A 19,502-nucleotide genomic window follows, 5' to 3' on the forward strand; every position below is an offset into this window, starting at 1 on the left:
ATGAAAAAGTTGTCATATATAATAGGTTGTTTGTTTTTAATGTTGTTTGTTTGGGTATCATGTGATAATGAAGATAACCGTATGCAAACAACAGGCTATTTGGAATTAGGTGTATCGAAAAATGTGGAAGTGGTCACACGTGGTTTCGATGTCAAGGACCAATCTTTGGCAGTGGATATTTGTACCGGAGCGAATGATTCGGTCGTAAAACATTTTTCCGATTATAATGATATGGCCGGCGAACGTGTGTTGTTGGATGTCGGGACTTATAAGGTGAAGGTCACATCTAATCCTTCGGACAAACTGGAGTTTGAAAAACCTACTTTTTACGGGGATAAAGATAAGATTGTCATAAAAGCGGGTGAGACAACTCAAACAGCAATCGAATGTTTTTTAACTTGTGTGAAAGTAACCAGTAAGTTTACAAAGCCTGTTCAGGATAAATTCGCATCCTGTGTGGCGAAAGTCAGTGATGCGACGGGGAGCTATTTGGAATATGATATGCAAGAGACACGCGCTGGTTATTTCCAACCCGGTTATCTGTTGGTCGATTTGACATTGACGAACAAAGAAGGGTTGACATTTCACATGTCCAAACTGATCGAGAAGACGGAGGCGAAAGACCATTATCATCTGGTATTCGATTTGGTGGATAGCGGTGAAGATAACTCAGGAATGGACTTCGATATAACGATTGATTCTGATCCGACCAATGACGAGAACCATACGGTGACGATCCCGTTGCCGGAATCGGGATATGGGCAGGAACCACCGGTGGTGAAAGTGTTGGAAGATGGCAAGGATAGCAATGGAATGATCTCTTTGGACAAAGGAGATTTCAGAAAAGTAATGTTGAATATTTCTTCTACGAATATAGGTTTAGAATCTGTTACCATGATTGCGACTTCGTCTTTGTTTGACGAACATAAAATTTTATCATCTTTGGATTTACTGAAATTGTCGGAAGAAAGTAAGAAGAAGTTAGCTGAAATAGGATTGGAAGTCCCTGCTTTGGATGATAAAAAGGCAATGTTTACATTAGTTTTCGATAATTTGATTACGCAATTGCCAGGAGGTACGCATACATTTGTTCTCTCTGCCCGTGATGAGATGGGGCATGAAACGGTGCAAACGATTTCTATTACTGTCAATTTGCAAATCATGACTCATCCGGTAGTCGAATCGGAGGTGTGGGCACATTTTGCTACATTGAGGGGATATGTAAAGAACGCGAGTGAGGAAGATAAAGCCTCTTATAAGTTCCAATATAGGAAATCGGGAACAACAACTTGGAAAGATGTTGCCGGTGAAGTAACTGTTGCTACGAATGGATCTTCCAATGTAGCACAAGTTGCAACAAATTTGGATGCGAGTACAAAATATGAATATCGTTTGTTGCAAAATGATACAAACAGTGAACCGGAAGAGTTTACAACAGAGGATGATATTCAATTGCCAAATTCAGGATTTGAAGACTGGTATACAGATAGTGATGGATTACCTAAACCAGCAAAGGATGCAAGCTCCTCGTTTTGGGATTGTGGAAATGTCAACTATTTTGGTAAGCATATTATGACTACTCAAAATGACGAAACAGCGTTAGGACAAGGATCTTCTGTAAAAATGGAAACACAGGAAACAATGAAGATTATTGCTGCTGGAAATATTTTTACAGGAACTTTTGAGAGAGATGGTATGGGGGGAATTTTGACTTTAGGTAGAAATTTTGAGTGTCGCCCTAATAAATTAAAAGGATATTACAAATATACATCTGCAAAAGTCTCTGTGAGTAAAGGACATTTGAATGAAGGCGAAGATGATTTGTGTTCTCTTTATATCGCTCTTACAGACGAACAAATTACAGTTAATACAAATAAAGGAATTTATTTTGATCCCAATAGTAGTGCCGTAATTGCTTATGGGTCTATAAGTGATGAGGAATCTAAAGGGGCAGATTCATTTAAGGAGTTTACTGTTGATTTGGAATATAAAGATTTAAAGCGTATACCTAAATATATTATTGTAGTTGCCTCTTCAAGTAAATATGGTGACTATATGGAAGGTGGAAAAGGTAGTACTATGTGGTTAGATGATTTGGAATTAGTTTATCCGAAATCAATGGAAGAAGTAAGAAAATGAAGCGTATAATAATTATTTTAGTTATCGCATTTTTATGTACAGGCTTAATGCAAGCCCAAACCAAAATCCTTGGTCGTAAAGTCTTCGACCGGGGTATCCAGAGTCATACTTTTATTCCGAAAGGGCAATGGATGGTCGGATCGACTTTTTCCTATTCGGAACATGAGGATGACAATTATAAATTCTTGGTGCTGGAGAAGATTGAAAGTACCGGTTATACGTTTAAAGTAAGTCCTTTCTTCGGTTACTTTATCCGGGATAATGTTGCATTGGGCGGACGTTTTTCCTATAATCGTACTTATACGGATTTAGGAAATATCAGTTTGGATTTGGATGATGATATCAATTTTGATATCAGTGATGTAAATTATTTGGAGCATACTTTTTCTGCTACTGGATTCGTGCGTACCTATATGCCGATAGGAAGTAGTAAGATTTTTGGTTTGTTTAATGAAGCTCGCGTGACCTATGGCTATGGGCAGGGTAAAAACTCTTCGGGTACAGATACCGATTATACCGGTACTTACCAGACCATCCAGAATTTGCAGATCGGAATGGCGCCGGGTCTGACGGCTTTTATCACTAATTTTGCAGCTGTTGAGGTATCGGTTGGCGTACTGGGGTTTAATATGAAGTGGACCGATCAGACAACTGACCAGATTGATAAAGGCTCACGGCGTAGCAGTTCCGCTAATTTTAAGATAGACCTATTTTCGATTAATTTAGGTATGAACTTCTATTTTTGACGAGGTATGGATATAAATCATATAAAACGAAAAGTGACAGGTTTTCTCTGTTGTTTGTTCTTTCTTGTTTCATGTATCGAGAATGATATTCCTTATCCATATCGGGAAGGAAGCATTACCGATTTCCTGGTGGAAGGGCAATTGGATAATACATTGGAAATAGATAAGACTAAAGGGATGGTTACGGTAGAAGTGAGCGATGCGGTTGATCTTGCAGCTCTCCGGATCAAGAAGTTGACGGTGACTAATGAGGCTGAGGTACGGATAGATTCTGCGGCGTGTCTCGACTATAACGCTTTTCCACGAATCGGATTTTCGTCTTTAGACAGTTTACCTAAGAGTGCAGATACGCGGGTGGATTTTTCTTCATCTGTCTCATTGATTTTGCAGACATATCAAGAGTATCCTTGGAAGATAACGGTTAATCAGACGATAGACCGGGCTGTGCAAGTCAGTAACCAGGTGGGTGAACCGGTAATCGATTTGGCAAATCGGGAGATGATCGTGTATGTGGCAAAAGAACAACATTTGGATCGGATAACAGTGACTAAAATGCAACTGGGCGGTTCGGTGGGAATTGTCGTTCCTGATCCGACGACGGTAACGAATTTTTCGCGTCCTTGCTCATTTGAAGTGACTCGTTTTGGAGTAACGGAAACTTGGAAAGTGACAATTCTGCATACGGAAGGTGGTGCTGTTTCCGGTGGTGAAACGGTTGCGATGGCCAATCGAATCATTGTAACCGGAATGATTCAAGAAGGTAAGATTCCGGTAATAGAATATAGAGAAAAGAATCCGTCCCAAACGCGGGTGGATGATGGTTGGCAGACGCTTCCGGCAAGTTCCGTAACTGTCAACGGTACTTCCTTCACAGCCACAATAACTGGTTTGAATCCGGGTACGACGTATGTATATCGTGTTGTGATTGATGATATAGCTGGAGAAGAGGTGGAGTGTAAGACCGCTGCGTTAGTGCCATTGACCAATGGGGGTTTTGACGATTGGCATCAAGATGGTAAATTGTGGAATCCGTGGTTGGCAACAGGTGTTTCTTTTTGGGATACGGGAAATAAAGGAGCTACTACTTTGGGAGACAGCAATACGATTCCGACAGGTGATACGAGTAACGGAACCGGAAAGGCAGCCAAGTTAGAATCGCGGTTTGTCGGAGTTGCCGGTATCGGTAAGTTTGCGGCTGGTAATATATTTGCCGGTTCGTATGTCCGTACAGATGGTACTAATGGCGTCTTGAGCTTTGGGCGTCCATTTGAAACTTATCCGACAGGTTTGAAGTTTAAATACAAATATACTTCGGCTGAGATAAATAAAAGTAACGATTCCGATTACAATTATTTGCTGGGCAGACCGGATTCTTGTCATATTTATGTGGCTCTGTCTGATAAGGCAGAACCTTATGAGATCAAAACAAAGAAGTCGGAACGGCAGCTGTTTAGCAAGAATGATAAAAATGTTATTGCTTATGGTGAGTTCATTTCCGCTAAGACCATATCCGGTTATGAGGAATATACAATCCGGTTAGATTACCGTGATTATCGTAAACCCAAATATCTTGTCATTGTGGCTACAGCCAGCAAATATGGTGATTATTTCACAGGAGGGGAAGGTAGTACACTTTATTTGGACGAAATGGAATTGACTTATGATTAGCGATAACCTGTTTAGTGTATCCTTAGTCGGATTATAACAACTAATGATATTCCTTTCTTTTTAGGTTAAGCAATAAATGTGTACCTTTGCCTCTCAAAAAGAGAACACAAGGTATGGAAAAACAGTTTAAGAGAACGCTGATAACTACGGCGTTGCCGTATGCGAACGGGCCGGTGCATATCGGACATTTGGCCGGGGTGTATGTGCCTGCTGATATTTATGCACGCTATCTTCGCCTGAAGGGGGAAGAAGTTTTGATGATCGGTGGATCGGATGAGCATGGAGTGCCTATCACGCTGAGAGCGAAGAAAGAAGGGATTACGCCGCAGGATGTGGTGGACCGTTATCATGGTATTATCAAGAAGTCTTTTGAGGAGTTTGGTATCTCGTTCGATATCTATTCCCGTACGACTTCGGCTACACATCGCCAGGTGGCGTCGGATTTCTTCCGTACCTTATACGATAAAGGAGAGTTTATCGAGAAAACGAGCGAACAGTATTACGACGAGGAAGCAAAACAGTTCCTTGCCGACCGTTATATAACCGGGACTTGCCCGCATTGCGGCAATGAAAAAGCCTATGGCGACCAGTGCGAAGCCTGCGGTACCTCTTTGAGCCCGACGGACCTGATCAACCCGAAATCCGCTATCAGTGGTAGCCAGCCGGTGATGAAGGAAACCAAACATTGGTATCTTCCTTTGGATAAATGGGAACCGTTCCTGCGCCAGTGGATACTGGAAGGGCATAAGGAATGGAAACCGAACGTATACGGACAGTGCAAGAGTTGGCTGGATATGGGATTGCAGCCTCGTGCCGTAAGCCGCGACCTTGATTGGGGGATTCCCGTGCCGGTGGAAGGTGCGGAAGGGAAGGTGCTGTATGTCTGGTTCGATGCGCCTATCGGATATATCTCCAATACGAAAGAACTGCTCCCCGAAAGTTGGGAAACCTGGTGGAAAGATCCTGAAACCAAGATGGTACATTTCATCGGTAAGGATAATATCGTGTTCCACTGTATCGTGTTCCCGGCCATGCTGAAAGCCGAAGGTTCTTATAACCTGCCGGAGAATGTGCCGGCCAATGAGTTTCTTAACCTGGAAGGCGACAAAATCTCCACTTCCCGCAACTGGGCTGTCTGGTTGAACGAATATCTGGTGGATATGCCGGGCAAGCAGGATGTGTTGCGCTATGTTTTGACGGCCAATGCTCCGGAAACAAAAGACAACGATTTCACCTGGAAAGATTTTCAGGCACGCAATAACAATGAGTTGGTTGCCATCTTAGGTAACTTTGTCAACCGTGCTTTGGTGCTTACCGAAAAGTATTTCGAAGGTAAGGTGCCGGCTGCCGGCGAGCTGACCGATTATGACCGTCAGACATTGACCGACTTTGCGAATGTAAAGGCTGACGTGGAACGTCTGCTGGATACCTACCATTTCCGTGACGCCCAGAAAGAAGCGATGAACTTGGCTCGTATCGGAAACAAATACCTGGCTGACACTGAACCTTGGAAATTAGCAAAGACCGATATGGCGCGTGTCGCCACGATCATGAACATCGCTTTGCAGATCACGGCAAATTTGGCAATCGCTTTCGAACCATTCCTGCCGTTCAGCATGGAGAAATTGAACAAGATGCTGAATGTGGAACCGTTAGGCTGGAACCGTCTGGGATCGACCGATCTGTTGGAAGCCGGCCATCAGTTGGGTAAATCGGAACTGCTGTTCGAGAAGATCGAAGACAGCGTGATCGAAGCACAGGTGCAAAAGCTGTTGGACACGAAGAAAGCAAACGAGGAAGCAAACTACAGGGCGAAACCCATCCGCGAGAATATCGAGTTTGATGATTTCATGAAGCTGGATATCCGTGTCGGGACCGTGTTGGAATGTACGAAAGTGCCTAAGGCGGACAAGCTGTTGCAGTTCCGTATTGATGACGGTCTGGAAAAACGTACGATCGTTTCCGGTATCGCTCAACATTACAAGCCGGAAGACCTTGTGGGCAAGCAGGTTTGCTTCATCGCTAATCTGGCTCCGCGCAAGCTGAAAGGTATCGTTTCCGAAGGGATGATCCTTTCCGCAGAAAACTTCGACGGCAAGCTGGCTGTCATCACTCCTGAAAAAGAGGTGAAACCGGGCAGCGAGGTGAAATAATCTGGTTAATCCTTCGTTGTAGTGACGAAGGATTAATTAATCGGAAAACAGATAATATAATGTTGGAAGAACAGATACAGATGGTCGACTTGCATGGACAATATCTCCGGTTCAAAGAGGAGATTGATGAGGCCATGCAGGCGGTGATCGACAGTTGTGCTTTTATCAATGGTCCGCAGGTGAAATCCTTTGCCGGGCATTTGGCTGATTATCTTCAGGTTCCATACGTGATTCCTTGTGCTAACGGGACGGACGCTTTGCAGATTGCTCTGATGGCATTGGAGCTTCAGCCTGGCGATGAGGTGATTCTGCCGGCATTTACTTATATAGCGGCAGCCGAGGTTGTCGCTTTGTTAGGGTTGACGCCCGTGTTGGTGGATGTCGATCCCTGTACCTTTAATATCGATCCCCGGAAAATAGAAGCGGCTGTTTCGGAACGGACAAAGGCGGTCGTGGCCGTCCACCTGTTCGGACAAGCCTGCGATATGGAGCCGATCATGACTTTGGCAGATGTCTATCATCTGTATGTAGTGGAAGATAACGCTCAATCTGTTGGTGCCGATTATATCTTTTCCGACGGGCGGGTACGAAAGGCCGGGACGATCGGACATATCGGGACGACATCTTTTTTTCCATCCAAGCCGTTGGCCTGCTATGGCGATGGGGGGGCGTTGATGACTTCCGACGAGGCGTTGGCTGCCCGTATCCGCATGATTGCCAATCATGGCCAGGAATGCAAATACCACCATAGGCGGATCGGATGCAACTCCCGTCTGGACACGTTGCAAGCTGCTGTGCTGGATGTGAAGTTGAAGCATCTGGAGGAGTTCACGGAAACCCGTCGGCAAGTTGCCTCTCGGTATGATGAAGCTTTGTCCTCCTGCGATTCGTTGGTTCTCCCTGCGAGATCGATATTTTCGACTCATGTCTATCACCAATATACGGTCCAGGTAAAAGACGGCAGGCGGAATGTCCTTCAATGCCTGTTGAAAGAACAGGGAATCCCTTCCATGATCTATTATCCTGTACCAGTGCATCATCAGGAAGCTTACCGGCATATCTCCCGTGTATCCGGCAATTTGGACGTCTCCACCCGTTTGTGCGAATCCGTCCTTTCCCTGCCTATTCATACGGAAATGTCCCTCGGACAACAGCAATATATAACAGAAACTCTAAAAAAGGGGGTGTGTCGAAACTATCCTGTTCCCGCGCTTGACGTGGGATCGCATTAGAACCGACCCTATAAAAATCTGATTGATAAGGTCTGTCCTTTTGCGGCCCCGCGTCAAGCACGGGGACAAGGAGATTTTGACACCCCCCCCATCGAATGCTTATGGATAAAAAGATAAAATTTGCAGTTATCGGTTGTGGCCATATCGGCAAACGTCATGCCGAGATGGTGACACGCGATCCGGGAGCCGAATTGGTGGCCCTTTGTGATATTCGTCCCTGTGAGGAATTGGGTATTGAGGCATACGATGTCCCGTTTTTTTCATCCCTGACGGAGCTATTGCAGAGCGGAATTTCCATAGATGTCGTAAATGTTTGTACCCCGAACGGCTTGCATGCAGCAATGGCCATTCAGGCTGTCGAAACCGGTTGCAACGTCGTGATCGAGAAGCCGATGGCACTGACGCTTGCCGATGCCGAGAAGGTGGTCTATGCTTCGCTGAAATACCGTAAACAGGTGTTCTGCGTCATGCAAAACCGTTATTCTCCTCCTTCCGTCTGGATCAAGGAGATGGTGGATTCGGGTAGGTTAGGCAAGATCTATATGGTCCAGTTGAATTGTTATTGGAACCGTGACGAGCGCTATTATAAACCCGGTGGCTGGCATGGCGATGCCGCTTTGGACGGAGGGACGCTTTTTACCCAGTTCTCCCATTTTATCGACATTATGTACTGGCTTTTCGGGGATATCTGCAATATCCAGGCTCGCTTTGCCGATTTCAACCATGCCGGACTTACGGCTTTTGAAGATTCGGGCTTTGTGAATTTCAACTTCGTGAACGGCGGGATGGGGAGCCTGAGCTATTCCACTTCTGTCTGGAACAGGAACATGGAAAGCAGTATGCTGATTGTTGCGGAGAACGGAAGCGTGAAAATCGGCGGACAGTATATGAACGAAGTCGAATACTGCCATATCAAAGATTATGAAATGCCGGAACTGGCGCCGACGAATCCGGGAAATGACTACGGCCCTTATAAAGGTTCCGCCCAGAACCATAATTTCGTGATCCGCAATGTGGTCCGTGTCCTTTCCGGTGCAAGTTCGGAATGTATTACGACCAACGTATTGGAAGGCATGAAGGTTGTGGACATCATCCAGCGGATTTATGCATTGAAGTAATAAATGTAAGATAGGGACGGGGCGGCGTTTAAATATGGATTCCGTATTCATGCTTTACCTCGTCCATCACAAAGGTGCTTTCGAGCGATCCGAGGCTGTCGATCGTGCCTAACACGTTCAAGATAAACTCCTGGTAATACTTCATATTCGGTGCATGGATCTTCAGCAGGTAGTCGTAACTTCCCGATATATTGTAGCATTCTGTGACTTGCGGAATTTCCTGTATGATTCTTGTGAACTCCGCCGCAATCTCTTTGTTCAGTCTCCTCAACTTGACACTGCAAAAGACCACGAAGCCCTGGTTTAGCTTTTCGGCGTCCAGCACGGCAATGTACTTCTTTATATATCCTCCGTTTTCGAGGCGTTTCAGGCGTTCGAATACGGGTGTCGACGAGAGGCTGACACTCGCGGCGAGCTCTTTTGTGGTGAGCCGGGCATTCGATTGCAGGGTACGGAGGATCTGCAAGTCTACTTTGTCTAATTTCTCAAGTGTGTTCATAAGAATAAAATTCTATCAGAATCCTTTTTTCGATCCTGATACAGTTTATGCGTTCTGTTGACGACCGTAAAAATAGCGTTATTTTCTGTATTTTCCATATATCTTGTCTGATATCTCTGTCTGCTATAGTTTTGCTGGAAAATGAGCAAGAAGAACAATTTAAAATAATACGACTATGGTAACAAAGAAATTACATTTCGAGACATTACAGGTTCATGTAGGGCAAGAACAGGCCGATCCCGCAACAGATGCTCGTGCCGTCCCTATTTATCAGACAACATCTTATGTATTTCATGATTCACAACATGCGGCAGACCGTTTCGGCCTTCGTGATGCCGGGAATATTTATGGCCGCCTGACCAATTCGACCCAGGGAGTTTTCGAAGCGCGTGTTGCCGCTCTCGAAGGGGGAGTGGCTGGTCTGGCGGTGGCTTCCGGTGCGGCGGCCGTGACGTATGCCTTGCAGAATATACTTGGAGTGAGTGATCATATTGTGGCTGCCGACAATCTCTATGGCGGTTCCTTCAATCTGATTACGCATACGTTAGCGACTCAGGGCATTACCCACACGATTGTAAATGTCAATGACTTGCAGGCGTTGGAGGCTGCTATCCGGGAGAATACGAAAGCGGTGTATGTCGAAACGTTCGGTAATCCTAATTCTGATGTTACCAATATCGATGCTGTGGCGGAGGTGGCCCATCGTCATAATATTCCGTTGATAGTGGATAATACGTTCGGTACACCGTACCTGATCCGTCCGATCGAGCACGGGGCCGATATTGTTGTTCATTCCGCCACCAAATTTATCGGCGGACATGGATCGAGCTTGGGAGGAGTGATTGTGGACAGTGGCAATTTCGATTGGAAAGCAAATGCCGATAAGTTCCCGACCTTGGGCAAACCGGACCCAAGTTATCATGGGGCGGTCTTTGCCGATGTGGCGGGTCCGACAGCTTTCGTCACTCGTATCCGGGCTGTCATTCTGCGTGATACAGGAGCTACGATCTCGCCTTTCAATGCTTTTATCCTGCTGCAAGGTCTGGAAACATTGTCTCTCCGCGTGGAACGTCATGTTGCCAATGCTCTGAAAGTCGTCGAGTATTTATCCAAACACCCGAAAGTAACCAAAGTGAACCATCCGGCTCTTCCAGACCATCCAGACCATGAACTTTATAAAAAGTATTTCCCGAAAGGTGCCGGAAGTATTTTCACTTTCGAGATCGAAGGCGGGCAGGAAGCGGCCTGGAAGTTTATCGATTCGCTGGAAATATTCTCCCTTCTTGCCAATGTGGCTGATGTGAAGAGCCTGGTGATCCATCCGTATACGACTACCCATTCTCAAATGACTCCGGAAGAGTTGGCCGGACAGCATATCACTCCTTCCACTGTGCGCCTGAGTATAGGTACTGAATATATCGATGATATCATTGATGACCTAGACCAAGCTCTGGCAAAGGTTTGATGTAAGATGGCAATGTGTTTTTGTTTTGATGCAAGTGTAAGTTGTTTTCGACGTTGTCGAGAATATATTTGACGTTGTCGGGAATATATACGGCAATGTAGAAAACAACTTACGCTTGCATCTGAATGAAGAAGTATGGGTTCGAATTTTTATTTTATCCTGAATAGTTTGTTTTTGTAATCGATAATCACGGTGTTTTCAAAGAAATAAGCATTTCCGGTTATTCCCCAGACATCGAGGGTACTATAAATACTATCCCAAAGGCCGTCTTTGGCGTAGTAGACTTTCGAATTGTTCAAGGCTTTTCCGCCGAACTCGATCGGTTTGGTTACATTAAAGCCATAAAATGTTATTTCTTGTCCCCACCATAAAGGACCGCTTAGAGAGTCGACAATAGTAAGGTCTGATACGCTCCAAGCTCTTTCTTGTGTCGTTATTAACTGGAAAGGGCTTGAACCTGTATCGAACAATACTTTACATGTTTTTCCATTAATCCGTAAAGGCAATTTTATTTCCCCATATTCTGATTCAAATTCTTCAGCCAGCAGATTTTCGTATTCAGCCGGTAAAAAGTCTGTGATTGCAAGCCTGTTTGATTTGTAATCAATGATTAAGACTTTATCTTGCACCATGTCGGATGCGATCGTTCCAATATGCTTGGGGGTATTTGAATGAAGTGAATCTTTAGGGATTTTATTTCCGAAATTCTGCATGAATCCGATATTGGCATTGCTAAACTCCACTGTCCCTATTTGCAGGTTGACATTCTTATACATCCCGGTTGAATCTTTTTTGTTCATTAAAGATGGGGCTTCTTTGAGATAAGGAGCAAAAGTATTCCCGTAAAAGACAGAATTATATGCTCCTAAATCAAACTGCATTGTGAATTCGTAGGGTAAATTCTCTATTTTTACCGGAACATTTAGAAAAGCTTTTTCAATGTATATCCCCGAAATTGTATCACCTTCCCAACTGAAGGGAATCCATTGCAGCGATGGTTTTCGTGAACAATTTGTAAAGATTAATAGAAGGAGTACAAAAGTAATCCCTTGTTTGTGTATTTCCATAAATGGTGATTTTTTGTTGTTAGAAAATAGTTTATTTCGGTGTCTCGTTGTTCTTAGCCAATGAAACCAAGCCTCCCATAGCCCCTAAGTTCATGGTGTCGAGTGCCGAACTCGGTACGATAACCATCGATCCTTTTTCTTTTAAGCCTTCGAACAGCATATTCATCCCTCTAAGATGCAATGCCACAGGATTGTCGGTATATTTCTTACTGGCTTGTTCGAACTTTTCTGCGATTTCCGTTTCTGCTGTTCCCAAGATGACGCGAGCTCTTCTTTCACGTTCGGCCTGGGCCTCTTTGCTCATTGCTTCGGCCAGGTCTTGCGGAATGGCGATATCTTTGATACCGACAGTCTGGCATGTGATGCCCCACGGATTCGTATTTCTGTCTAAGACCTGTTGCAAATCCTCAGCTATCTTATCGCGTTCCTGCAAGAGATCCGACAGTTCGTGCTTACCGATGGTATCTCTTAGACCAGTCTGTGTGATATGTTCGATCGCTTTTTGGTACTCCTGTACTTCCAATGCAGCTTTTTCCACGTCCCAGACGGTCCAATATACGACTGCATCCACATTTACCGGAACCGTATCTTTGGTTAGAGTTTGTTCGGCCTTAAATGCACTTACCCGTACACGCTGGTCAATATAAGTCGATACACTGTCTATAACCGGGATAATCATAAAGGGGCCGGGACCTTTCAAACCGTTGTATTTCCCCATACGAAGGACTACCGCTCGTTCCCATTGGTCGGCTATGCGGATTGCAGAAGTCACCAACCCGGAAAGAAGAAGCAAGAGGATGAATATCGGTATGTTTATAATCTTCGAAACATACAAAACGGCTGATACGATAACCAGTATCAGCAATACGGAAAGGGATATGGGATTGAACCAACCCTTGTTAATTACATTTGTTGTCATATTCATTGTTTTTTAGAAGTTTCGATATCTTTTAATTCTCGAATAACCTCATTTAGGCTGAAACCGTAACTCAGTACAACGGAAGAAAATTGTGTACAAATTTCTTTTAACTTGTCTTCCCGTTCTTTTTCCAGTACTACATGATCTGTTTTGCTAATAAACGTTCCGGTTCCTTGCTGAGTTTCCAAAATATTCTTGATCTCCAATTCTTTATAAGCTTTGGATACCGTGTTTAGGTTTACCTTTAACTCTACGGCAAGTGCTCTGACCGTAGGAAGCTGTTCTCCCAACTTAAGTTGCCCGGATGCTATGCCAAACCTGATTTGATCAATGATCTGGCGGTATATCGGCATACCGCTAGAGTAATCTAATAAAAACTTGATCATATGATTTTATATTATTCTATATTAATATTGTACTACTATTATAGTACAAAAATACAAGAATAAATTATTCCACAAAAACTTTTTGTGGAAATTTTTGAGGTGTATGGATGAAACTTTTGTGTTTAAATAGACTTTAAGAATACTTCTTTTTATTTTTTCCCAAAAGCTAAGAACATATAGTTTCCATATATTCTCCTGGTGTCATGTTAAATTCTTTCTTGAAACAAACACTGAAATAATGTGCATCTTTAAAACCTACCAAATAGGCAATGTCTGAAACATTACCCCTTCTTTGTTTAATGAGTTCTTTTGCTGTATTCAAACGTATACTACGGATAAATTCATTAGGAGACATATTTGCCAAAGACTTCAACTTGCGGTATAACATAGAATTGGACACTTGCATAATTTCACAAAAATGTTTGACATCAAACTCGGGATTTTCCATATTCTTTTTTACAATATCCATGGCCTCTTTCAAAAACTTTTCATCGTATGATGAGATCGTAATATCTATATTCTGTGTCAAAGGGTTGGATTTAAAGCTATCTATAACCCTTTTTCTATTAGAGATGACCATGTCTATATTTGCTTGTAACACGTTAAAATTAAATGGTTTGGTTATATATGCATCTGCGCCGCAGTTCAATCCTTCCAAATAGTCTTTATCATTTATTTTTGCCGTAAGAAGTATAATCGGAATACAGCTTGTCTCTTTCTTTCTCTTGAGTTGTTTACATAGTTCGAATCCATCCATGATAGGCATCATGACATCACTAAGAATCAGATCAGGCTTAATGTCTTGTACAAGTTTCAGTCCTTCCTCCCCATTAGTGGCCATTGATATCGTATACTTTTCTTGTAACAAACGCTGAAGTGAATCTCGCAAGTCTTGATCATCTTCAATAACCAAAACGGAATTCTGTTTTGAAGATTTTTGAATTTCAGAATTGGACTGTGATTGTTGGATGGCTGCTCCTTCAGGCGAGTCGTTTACAATGAAACGATGTTCTATCGTTTCATTTATTTGTTCGTTGCTATAGCTTGTTTTGTTGATAGGTATTCTGATTGTAAATTCTGTCCATTCTTCCAGTTCACTAGTTACACTAATCGTTCCTTTGTGCAATTCGACAAGACTTTTAGTTAATGCTAGTCCTATGCCATTCCCTTTAAGGCCCAATTGTTTAAAACTGTTTTCATAAAAACGATTAAATATATAAGGTAATTCATCGGTTGCAATACCTTTTCCTATATTTCTGATTTTAATAAGTAATGTTTTATACTGAAATTCACTTTCCTGATCCTCAGCTTTAAGGAGAATCTCTATTTTTCCCCTACCATCCTGATAGCTGAACTTTATTGCGTTAGAAAGTAAATTATATAAAATTTTATCGATTTTATTCGTGTCAAACCAAGCAGCGATATGTTCAGGTTCCGACTGCATACATAAGCTGACATTTTTATTCTTTGCTAATAAAGCAAAGTTCTCTTGACAAAGATTACAGACAAAAGAACTTATATCTCCATAAGATATGTTGAGTTTTAATTTATTGTTTTCCAGTTTTTGAAAATCAAGAATCTCTTCAATCAACCTATTAAGTCTGATCGTATTCGACTGGGCCGCTTTTAATATTTTATTATCAATATTATACATACGCTTAAGCTCCTCAATGGAGCAACTGATAATAGATAACGGCGTCAAGAATTCATGAGAGATATTGGCAAAAAATTTGAACTTGGATTGATGTAATTCTTCCGCTTTTATTCTCTCTATTTGTTCGACCTTCACAGCTTCTTTCAATTTATACCTATAATTTTGAAAACGATAAAAAACATAACCTGAAATAGTTATCAAAAACAGATAACATACCAAAGCCAAATTCGTTTTGTAAAAAGGAGGAAGCACTTTTATGCCGAATTCTTCATAATTTTCATTTTCCACTCTACCTTCATTCAATGTCTTGACCAAAAAACGATATTCACCTGAAGGTAAGTTGGTGTAGAATGCTGTTCGTGATGTCGCATCCGTGTAGATCCAATCTTTGTCAAATCCCTCCAATTTGTAAGCATATTTTTTCTTTTCAGGATGTACATAAGAAAGTGCGGCAAATTTGATCCCGATATTATTATCAGAAGAAGTCAGAGTAATGTTTTTAGAGTAGAGTGGATGAGTTTTTCCAGATAACTGTTTTTTCTTCTTATTCGGCAGTTCATCAAAAGATTTGTGGAAAATCTTAAAATCACTAATGATAGTTGGAGTATGGGTTGAGTCATAGTTCACCAAGTTTGGATGAAATATGCAGAAACCACTAGGGGTTCCGTAATAGATCTGTCCTTTCTTGTCATTGAACATTGAATTTTTTAAACAGCTTTTATCCAACATTCCATCTCTATCATCAAAAATAAGTGATTTATGAGTCTGACTGTTATACAACACCACTCCCTTATTAGTTCCTAAGACAAGAGTCCCGTTCACTTCCGTTATATTAAAAACGATATCGCTAGGTATTTCCTGTATATTAGGAGCCGGTTCAAACCAGTCTTTTTCTTGGTTATACTTCTGTAAGCCATAACCATTTGTTCCAATCCAAAGGTTCCCCATTTTATCCTCATAGATACACATGATCTCATCAGCAACAAGCAGTTTGTTTTTACTGTTATAAGTTTTAAAAGACAGTTTATGCACATTGGATCCTGATGCCAGACTGTATAGCCCATCAAAGAAGTTCCGAGCCATACTGTACCTGTGTGATCCTGATAAATACACTGTATGCGGTTATAAGTATCATAAGAAAGTGTATCATTATTAGTCGTAATAATATTTAGTCCCTCATCAGAGCCGATCCAAATATTGCCATCCTTGTCACTTATGATAGAATTAATACAACTTCCGATTTTTGTTTTTCCTAAATGATGAAGATAATACTGGCAGGACGAGATTTCTCTATCTTTTAACTGACAAATTATCAATCCGCCAAATTGTGTACCAAACCATAATTCCTTTTTAGACGGATGTTTGAATATAAATTGCACATTTCCAGGCCATTGTTTAAATAGTTCATTATATTTTGATATTTCTTTATAACCGGTATTTTTTCCCACTTTTTTGTCATAAAAGGAAAACCCGATTTTATCGACTCCAAGTAATAAAACATTTTTATTCCATTCATACAACGCATTCACTTTTAAGTTTTGATATGGCTCCAATGAAGATTTCATCGGGTAATTGGTAAAGATCTTTTTTTCTTTATACGCGATATAAACACCTGAATTTGCTGTTGCTATCCAAATATTCTTTTGATTGTCAATGAATAGATCATTAATATCCTCGTTGGAAATAAAACCAGACGAATAAACATCGGTATTAATTGGTATCAGTTTATTGTTATTATCTATCCTATATAGCCCTTGATTAGTCCCTACTAAAATGTTTTTGTCCGGAAGTTGCTGTAAACATTTGAAAATGCACTCATAATCAGTTTCATACCCGAACTGAGTATATCGGGCGTGTTTAGAAGTTTCCCGATTGTTCATTTTGGATACACCATTACCCCAGTTGCATATCCAAATGTTTTCAGCTGTGTCTTGCAATAAAAAATTGGTTCTATTCAAAACGGTTACTTCAGGATATTGGTAAAAACGTTGTTTTTTCACATCAAAACGGCATATTCCATTATCAAATGTTCCCACCCAAATATCTCCTGATTTGTCTTCCAGTAATGCGTGAATTGAATTTCCTGCTATGGATGTTTCATCATTGGGACGATTTTTATATTGGAAAAAAGAACCGGTTTGTCTATTATATTTTAAAAGTCCAACTTGTGTTCCTACCCATAACGTACTGTCACGAGAGATCAGCAAAGAATGTATAAAAGAGTTAGGAAGACTGTCATTGCTGATACAAACAATCTTGTCGGTCGATTTATCCAAAAAGTGTAACCCTTGTTCAGTCCCGATCCACAAGTTATGATCAATGTCTTCAACAATTGCATTTACAATATTACTTTGCAACAATTCCGGAAATTGGCTTGATGACTTGTATGTCTTAAACTCATATCCGTCATAGCGACAGAGACCATTGTTTGTGGCAAACCACATAAATCCGTCACTGTCTTGAAGAATTTGATTAACATGTTTATCAGGGAGACCTTCTATATTGTTGATCGCCCGTACATTATAATCATTCCATGCCGGATAGGCACAAAAAGTTATAAAAAATAAGTATAATAATAGTATTAAAATTTTACTCATAAAACAAAGATTTCTAATACATTATTAAATACATAGCAACCTGTATCTTTTGATTTTCTTTATTTACGCAAGCCCCAAGCATTTTTTGATACTAAAGTAATTTAAAGTTTCCACATAATCCAATTTTGAATTTATATATTTTTTATTTTGACTATTTATTTACTAAAAAACGAGTTTATAGCATCACTGTCGACAATCTGTAACTCTCCGGTAGGAGTATTGACTGAATGAAGAAATGGCTTGAGCGATTCAACCCCTGACAGATCATTTTTTATCATATTGCTATATGTTTTATTTTCATATGTTGCCCCTTCGTCTTCAGGTATATTTTTGATATTTCCAAGGTAACAATTATCTTTAAAAAAAATTATTTGTTGAATTTCCAAGCAAGAAACAGCTGTTTTCTGCCACATAAAACAGGTTCTCACATACTGTTGTACTGTCTGCATCTCCATAAGATTGTGTTGCGCTTAACAAACATCGCTGTACGTCGGAATTGACTTTCTTGGTCACATGAATGATATTATGCCGAAGTGTACTGCCTTTAGCCGGTCCTGAAATATGAATACTCGGAGAAAAAAATCCTGTTCCTATTTTCTTCGTTCTATTTCCGTCGTTTATGCTGATATTACCCTGTATCAGCGTGTTATTTGTTCCAATGTTTTCTGGCATTCCTGTTTCTCCGGTATTACAAATCAGCAGAAAGCCTCCTTCATTGTCATGGCTGTAATTATATTGAATAATAGTATTGTTACAATTATTATCTGAATCAAACCCTTGAGCATCGCCAGGAGCCTTATGATCGGAAACTTCATTGAACTGTATGAGTGTGTTGTCACAACTCCACGGCCAAATTCCAGCAGCAAATTCTCCATCAGGTAACAGGTCCGGACAATTTTTGATTCGATTATACTCAATTACAGCACTATCGCATCCTATTGGAACGATACCATCTCCTGGAACTCCTTCGATAAGATTGTTTCGTACAACAACATGACGATTCGGATGCCAAAAGTCACGTGTTACATATCCCCACCAAATTATTCCGTTCCGCTCACAACGACGAATAATACAATTCTCTATTGTCAGTCCGTCAAAGATACTCGGTTTCTCTCCTTCATTCACAATATATATCCCCGATCCTCCACCTTGCTTTTTTACGAGACTACCGTTCACATCATGAATATACAGATTTCTTAACGTGATCGAACGAGCTGTACCATAGTTTTCCAAATGAACTTTTACACCGGTCCTACCAGGTAATCTATCCTTTCCGGTATTAACTATCTCCAAATTTTGTATGGTAATTTGAGAAGAGTTATAGACATACACGGCATAAGGAGACTGGTCATATCCTATGATACAAGGATCATGTCCCTTATCTCCATATCCATCAATGATTATGGGAGCTTCCGCTGTTCCTGTCCCATTCAAATAAAGTTCTCCGATAAATGTCTCCCCTTTTTTGAGAAGAATCTTGTCTCCTGGGGAGAGTTTCAGACCTCGAGTCTTTGCTAAATTTTTCCAAGCTTTATCTGGAGATGTTCCATTGTTATCATCACTTCCGTTTGTTGCATCAAAATAATATGAAGTAGAATTATCGGATGATAAATATCCTGATGGTGAAATACAGGCATTAAGAAAAAAAATCAGAAAAACAGATATATATTTGTTCATATTTTTGATTGCCTTCCAGAAAAATAACATTTGTTTTTTGTCTCCGGTAAATATTTTTTGCTTAAAAATGTCTACTTGTTTCATTTGTTTATAATTTAAACGAAGGTGTGTCAAAATTCTCACCTTCTTTTTTATGCCCAAAGCCCCGACTTTCACAAGCTGGGGCTTTGTTATAACCTGAA

Annotated in this window: 12 protein-coding genes and 2 pseudogenes; 7 read left to right on the forward strand and 7 right to left on the reverse strand. The window is 41.2% G+C overall.

Annotated elements, in window-relative coordinates; all coding sequences use genetic code 11:
- The 6 genes from KTG12_RS01140 (at position 1) to KTG12_RS01165 (ending at position 9,056) form a co-directional block, all read left to right on the forward strand.
- Positions 1-2,139, forward strand: coding sequence for a PCMD domain-containing protein (locus KTG12_RS01140; RefSeq protein WP_122115215.1), 2,139 nt, complete (start codon positions 1-3; stop codon positions 2,137-2,139).
- Positions 2,136-2,885 carry a hypothetical protein gene (locus tag KTG12_RS01145; protein WP_122115214.1) on the forward strand — a complete coding sequence of 250 codons (750 nt, stop codon included), beginning with the start codon at positions 2,136-2,138 and terminating at the stop codon, positions 2,883-2,885. The genes KTG12_RS01140 and KTG12_RS01145 overlap by 4 nt, the downstream gene beginning before the upstream one ends.
- 6 nt (positions 2,886-2,891) lie before the next feature.
- Complete coding sequence (locus KTG12_RS01150) at positions 2,892-4,553, forward strand: PCMD domain-containing protein (RefSeq protein WP_122115213.1); 1,662 nt, start codon at positions 2,892-2,894, stop codon at positions 4,551-4,553.
- Between the two features lie 113 nt (positions 4,554-4,666).
- Positions 4,667-6,706 carry a methionine--tRNA ligase gene (metG, locus tag KTG12_RS01155; protein ID WP_122115212.1) on the forward strand — a complete coding sequence of 680 codons (2,040 nt, stop codon included), beginning with the start codon at positions 4,667-4,669 and terminating at the stop codon, positions 6,704-6,706.
- Positions 6,707-6,765: 59 nt separating this feature from the next.
- A complete protein-coding gene (locus KTG12_RS01160; RefSeq protein ID WP_122115211.1) occupies positions 6,766-7,938 on the forward strand; it encodes a DegT/DnrJ/EryC1/StrS aminotransferase family protein in 1,173 nt (390 codons plus the stop codon).
- Positions 7,939-8,039: 101 nt separating this feature from the next.
- The gene (locus KTG12_RS01165) at positions 8,040-9,056 is read left to right on the forward strand and encodes a Gfo/Idh/MocA family protein (RefSeq protein WP_022321279.1); all 1,017 of its coding nucleotides are present in this window, start codon (positions 8,040-8,042) and stop codon (positions 9,054-9,056) included.
- 28 nt (positions 9,057-9,084) lie between these two features.
- Here the strand turns inward: KTG12_RS01165 and KTG12_RS01170 are convergent, their stop codons facing one another.
- A complete protein-coding gene (locus KTG12_RS01170; RefSeq protein WP_005639984.1) occupies positions 9,085-9,555 on the reverse strand; it encodes an Lrp/AsnC family transcriptional regulator in 471 nt (156 codons plus the stop codon).
- Positions 9,556-9,730: 175 nt separating this feature from the next.
- On the opposite strand from KTG12_RS01170, the gene KTG12_RS01175 reads away from it, so the two are divergent.
- Positions 9,731-11,020 carry an O-acetylhomoserine aminocarboxypropyltransferase/cysteine synthase family protein gene (locus KTG12_RS01175; RefSeq protein WP_022321278.1) on the forward strand — a complete coding sequence of 430 codons (1,290 nt, stop codon included), beginning with the start codon at positions 9,731-9,733 and terminating at the stop codon, positions 11,018-11,020.
- Between the two features lie 149 nt (positions 11,021-11,169).
- On the opposite strand, the gene KTG12_RS01180 is transcribed toward KTG12_RS01175, so the two are convergent.
- From KTG12_RS01180 to KTG12_RS01200, 6 genes and pseudogenes are all read right to left on the reverse strand, one after another.
- Positions 11,170-12,087, reverse strand: a complete 918-nt coding sequence (locus KTG12_RS01180) for a hypothetical protein (RefSeq protein WP_022321277.1) — start codon at positions 12,085-12,087, stop codon at positions 11,170-11,172.
- A gap of 31 nt (positions 12,088-12,118) precedes the next feature.
- Positions 12,119-13,006, reverse strand: a complete 888-nt coding sequence (locus KTG12_RS01185; protein ID WP_022321276.1) for a slipin family protein — start codon at positions 13,004-13,006, stop codon at positions 12,119-12,121.
- Between the two features lie 2 nt (positions 13,007-13,008).
- Entirely contained in the window at positions 13,009-13,392 is a 384-nt protein-coding gene (locus KTG12_RS01190; RefSeq protein WP_022321275.1) for a GntR family transcriptional regulator, read from the reverse strand.
- A 166-nt stretch (positions 13,393-13,558) separates the two neighbouring features.
- The gene (locus KTG12_RS21595) at positions 13,559-16,129 is read right to left on the reverse strand and encodes a response regulator (protein WP_022321274.1); all 2,571 of its coding nucleotides are present in this window, start codon (positions 16,127-16,129) and stop codon (positions 13,559-13,561) included.
- Positions 16,130-16,137: 8 nt separating this feature from the next.
- A pseudogene (locus tag KTG12_RS21600) lies at positions 16,138-17,643 on the reverse strand (two-component regulator propeller domain-containing protein); the annotation flags it as partial.
- A gap of 155 nt (positions 17,644-17,798) precedes the next feature.
- Positions 17,799-19,350: pseudogene (locus KTG12_RS01200) on the reverse strand (right-handed parallel beta-helix repeat-containing protein).
- Positions 19,351-19,502: the final 152 nt, after the last annotated feature.

This window comes from Parabacteroides sp. MSK.9.14, assembly GCF_019041495.1.
Taxonomy (GTDB): domain Bacteria; phylum Bacteroidota; class Bacteroidia; order Bacteroidales; family Tannerellaceae; genus Parabacteroides; species Parabacteroides merdae.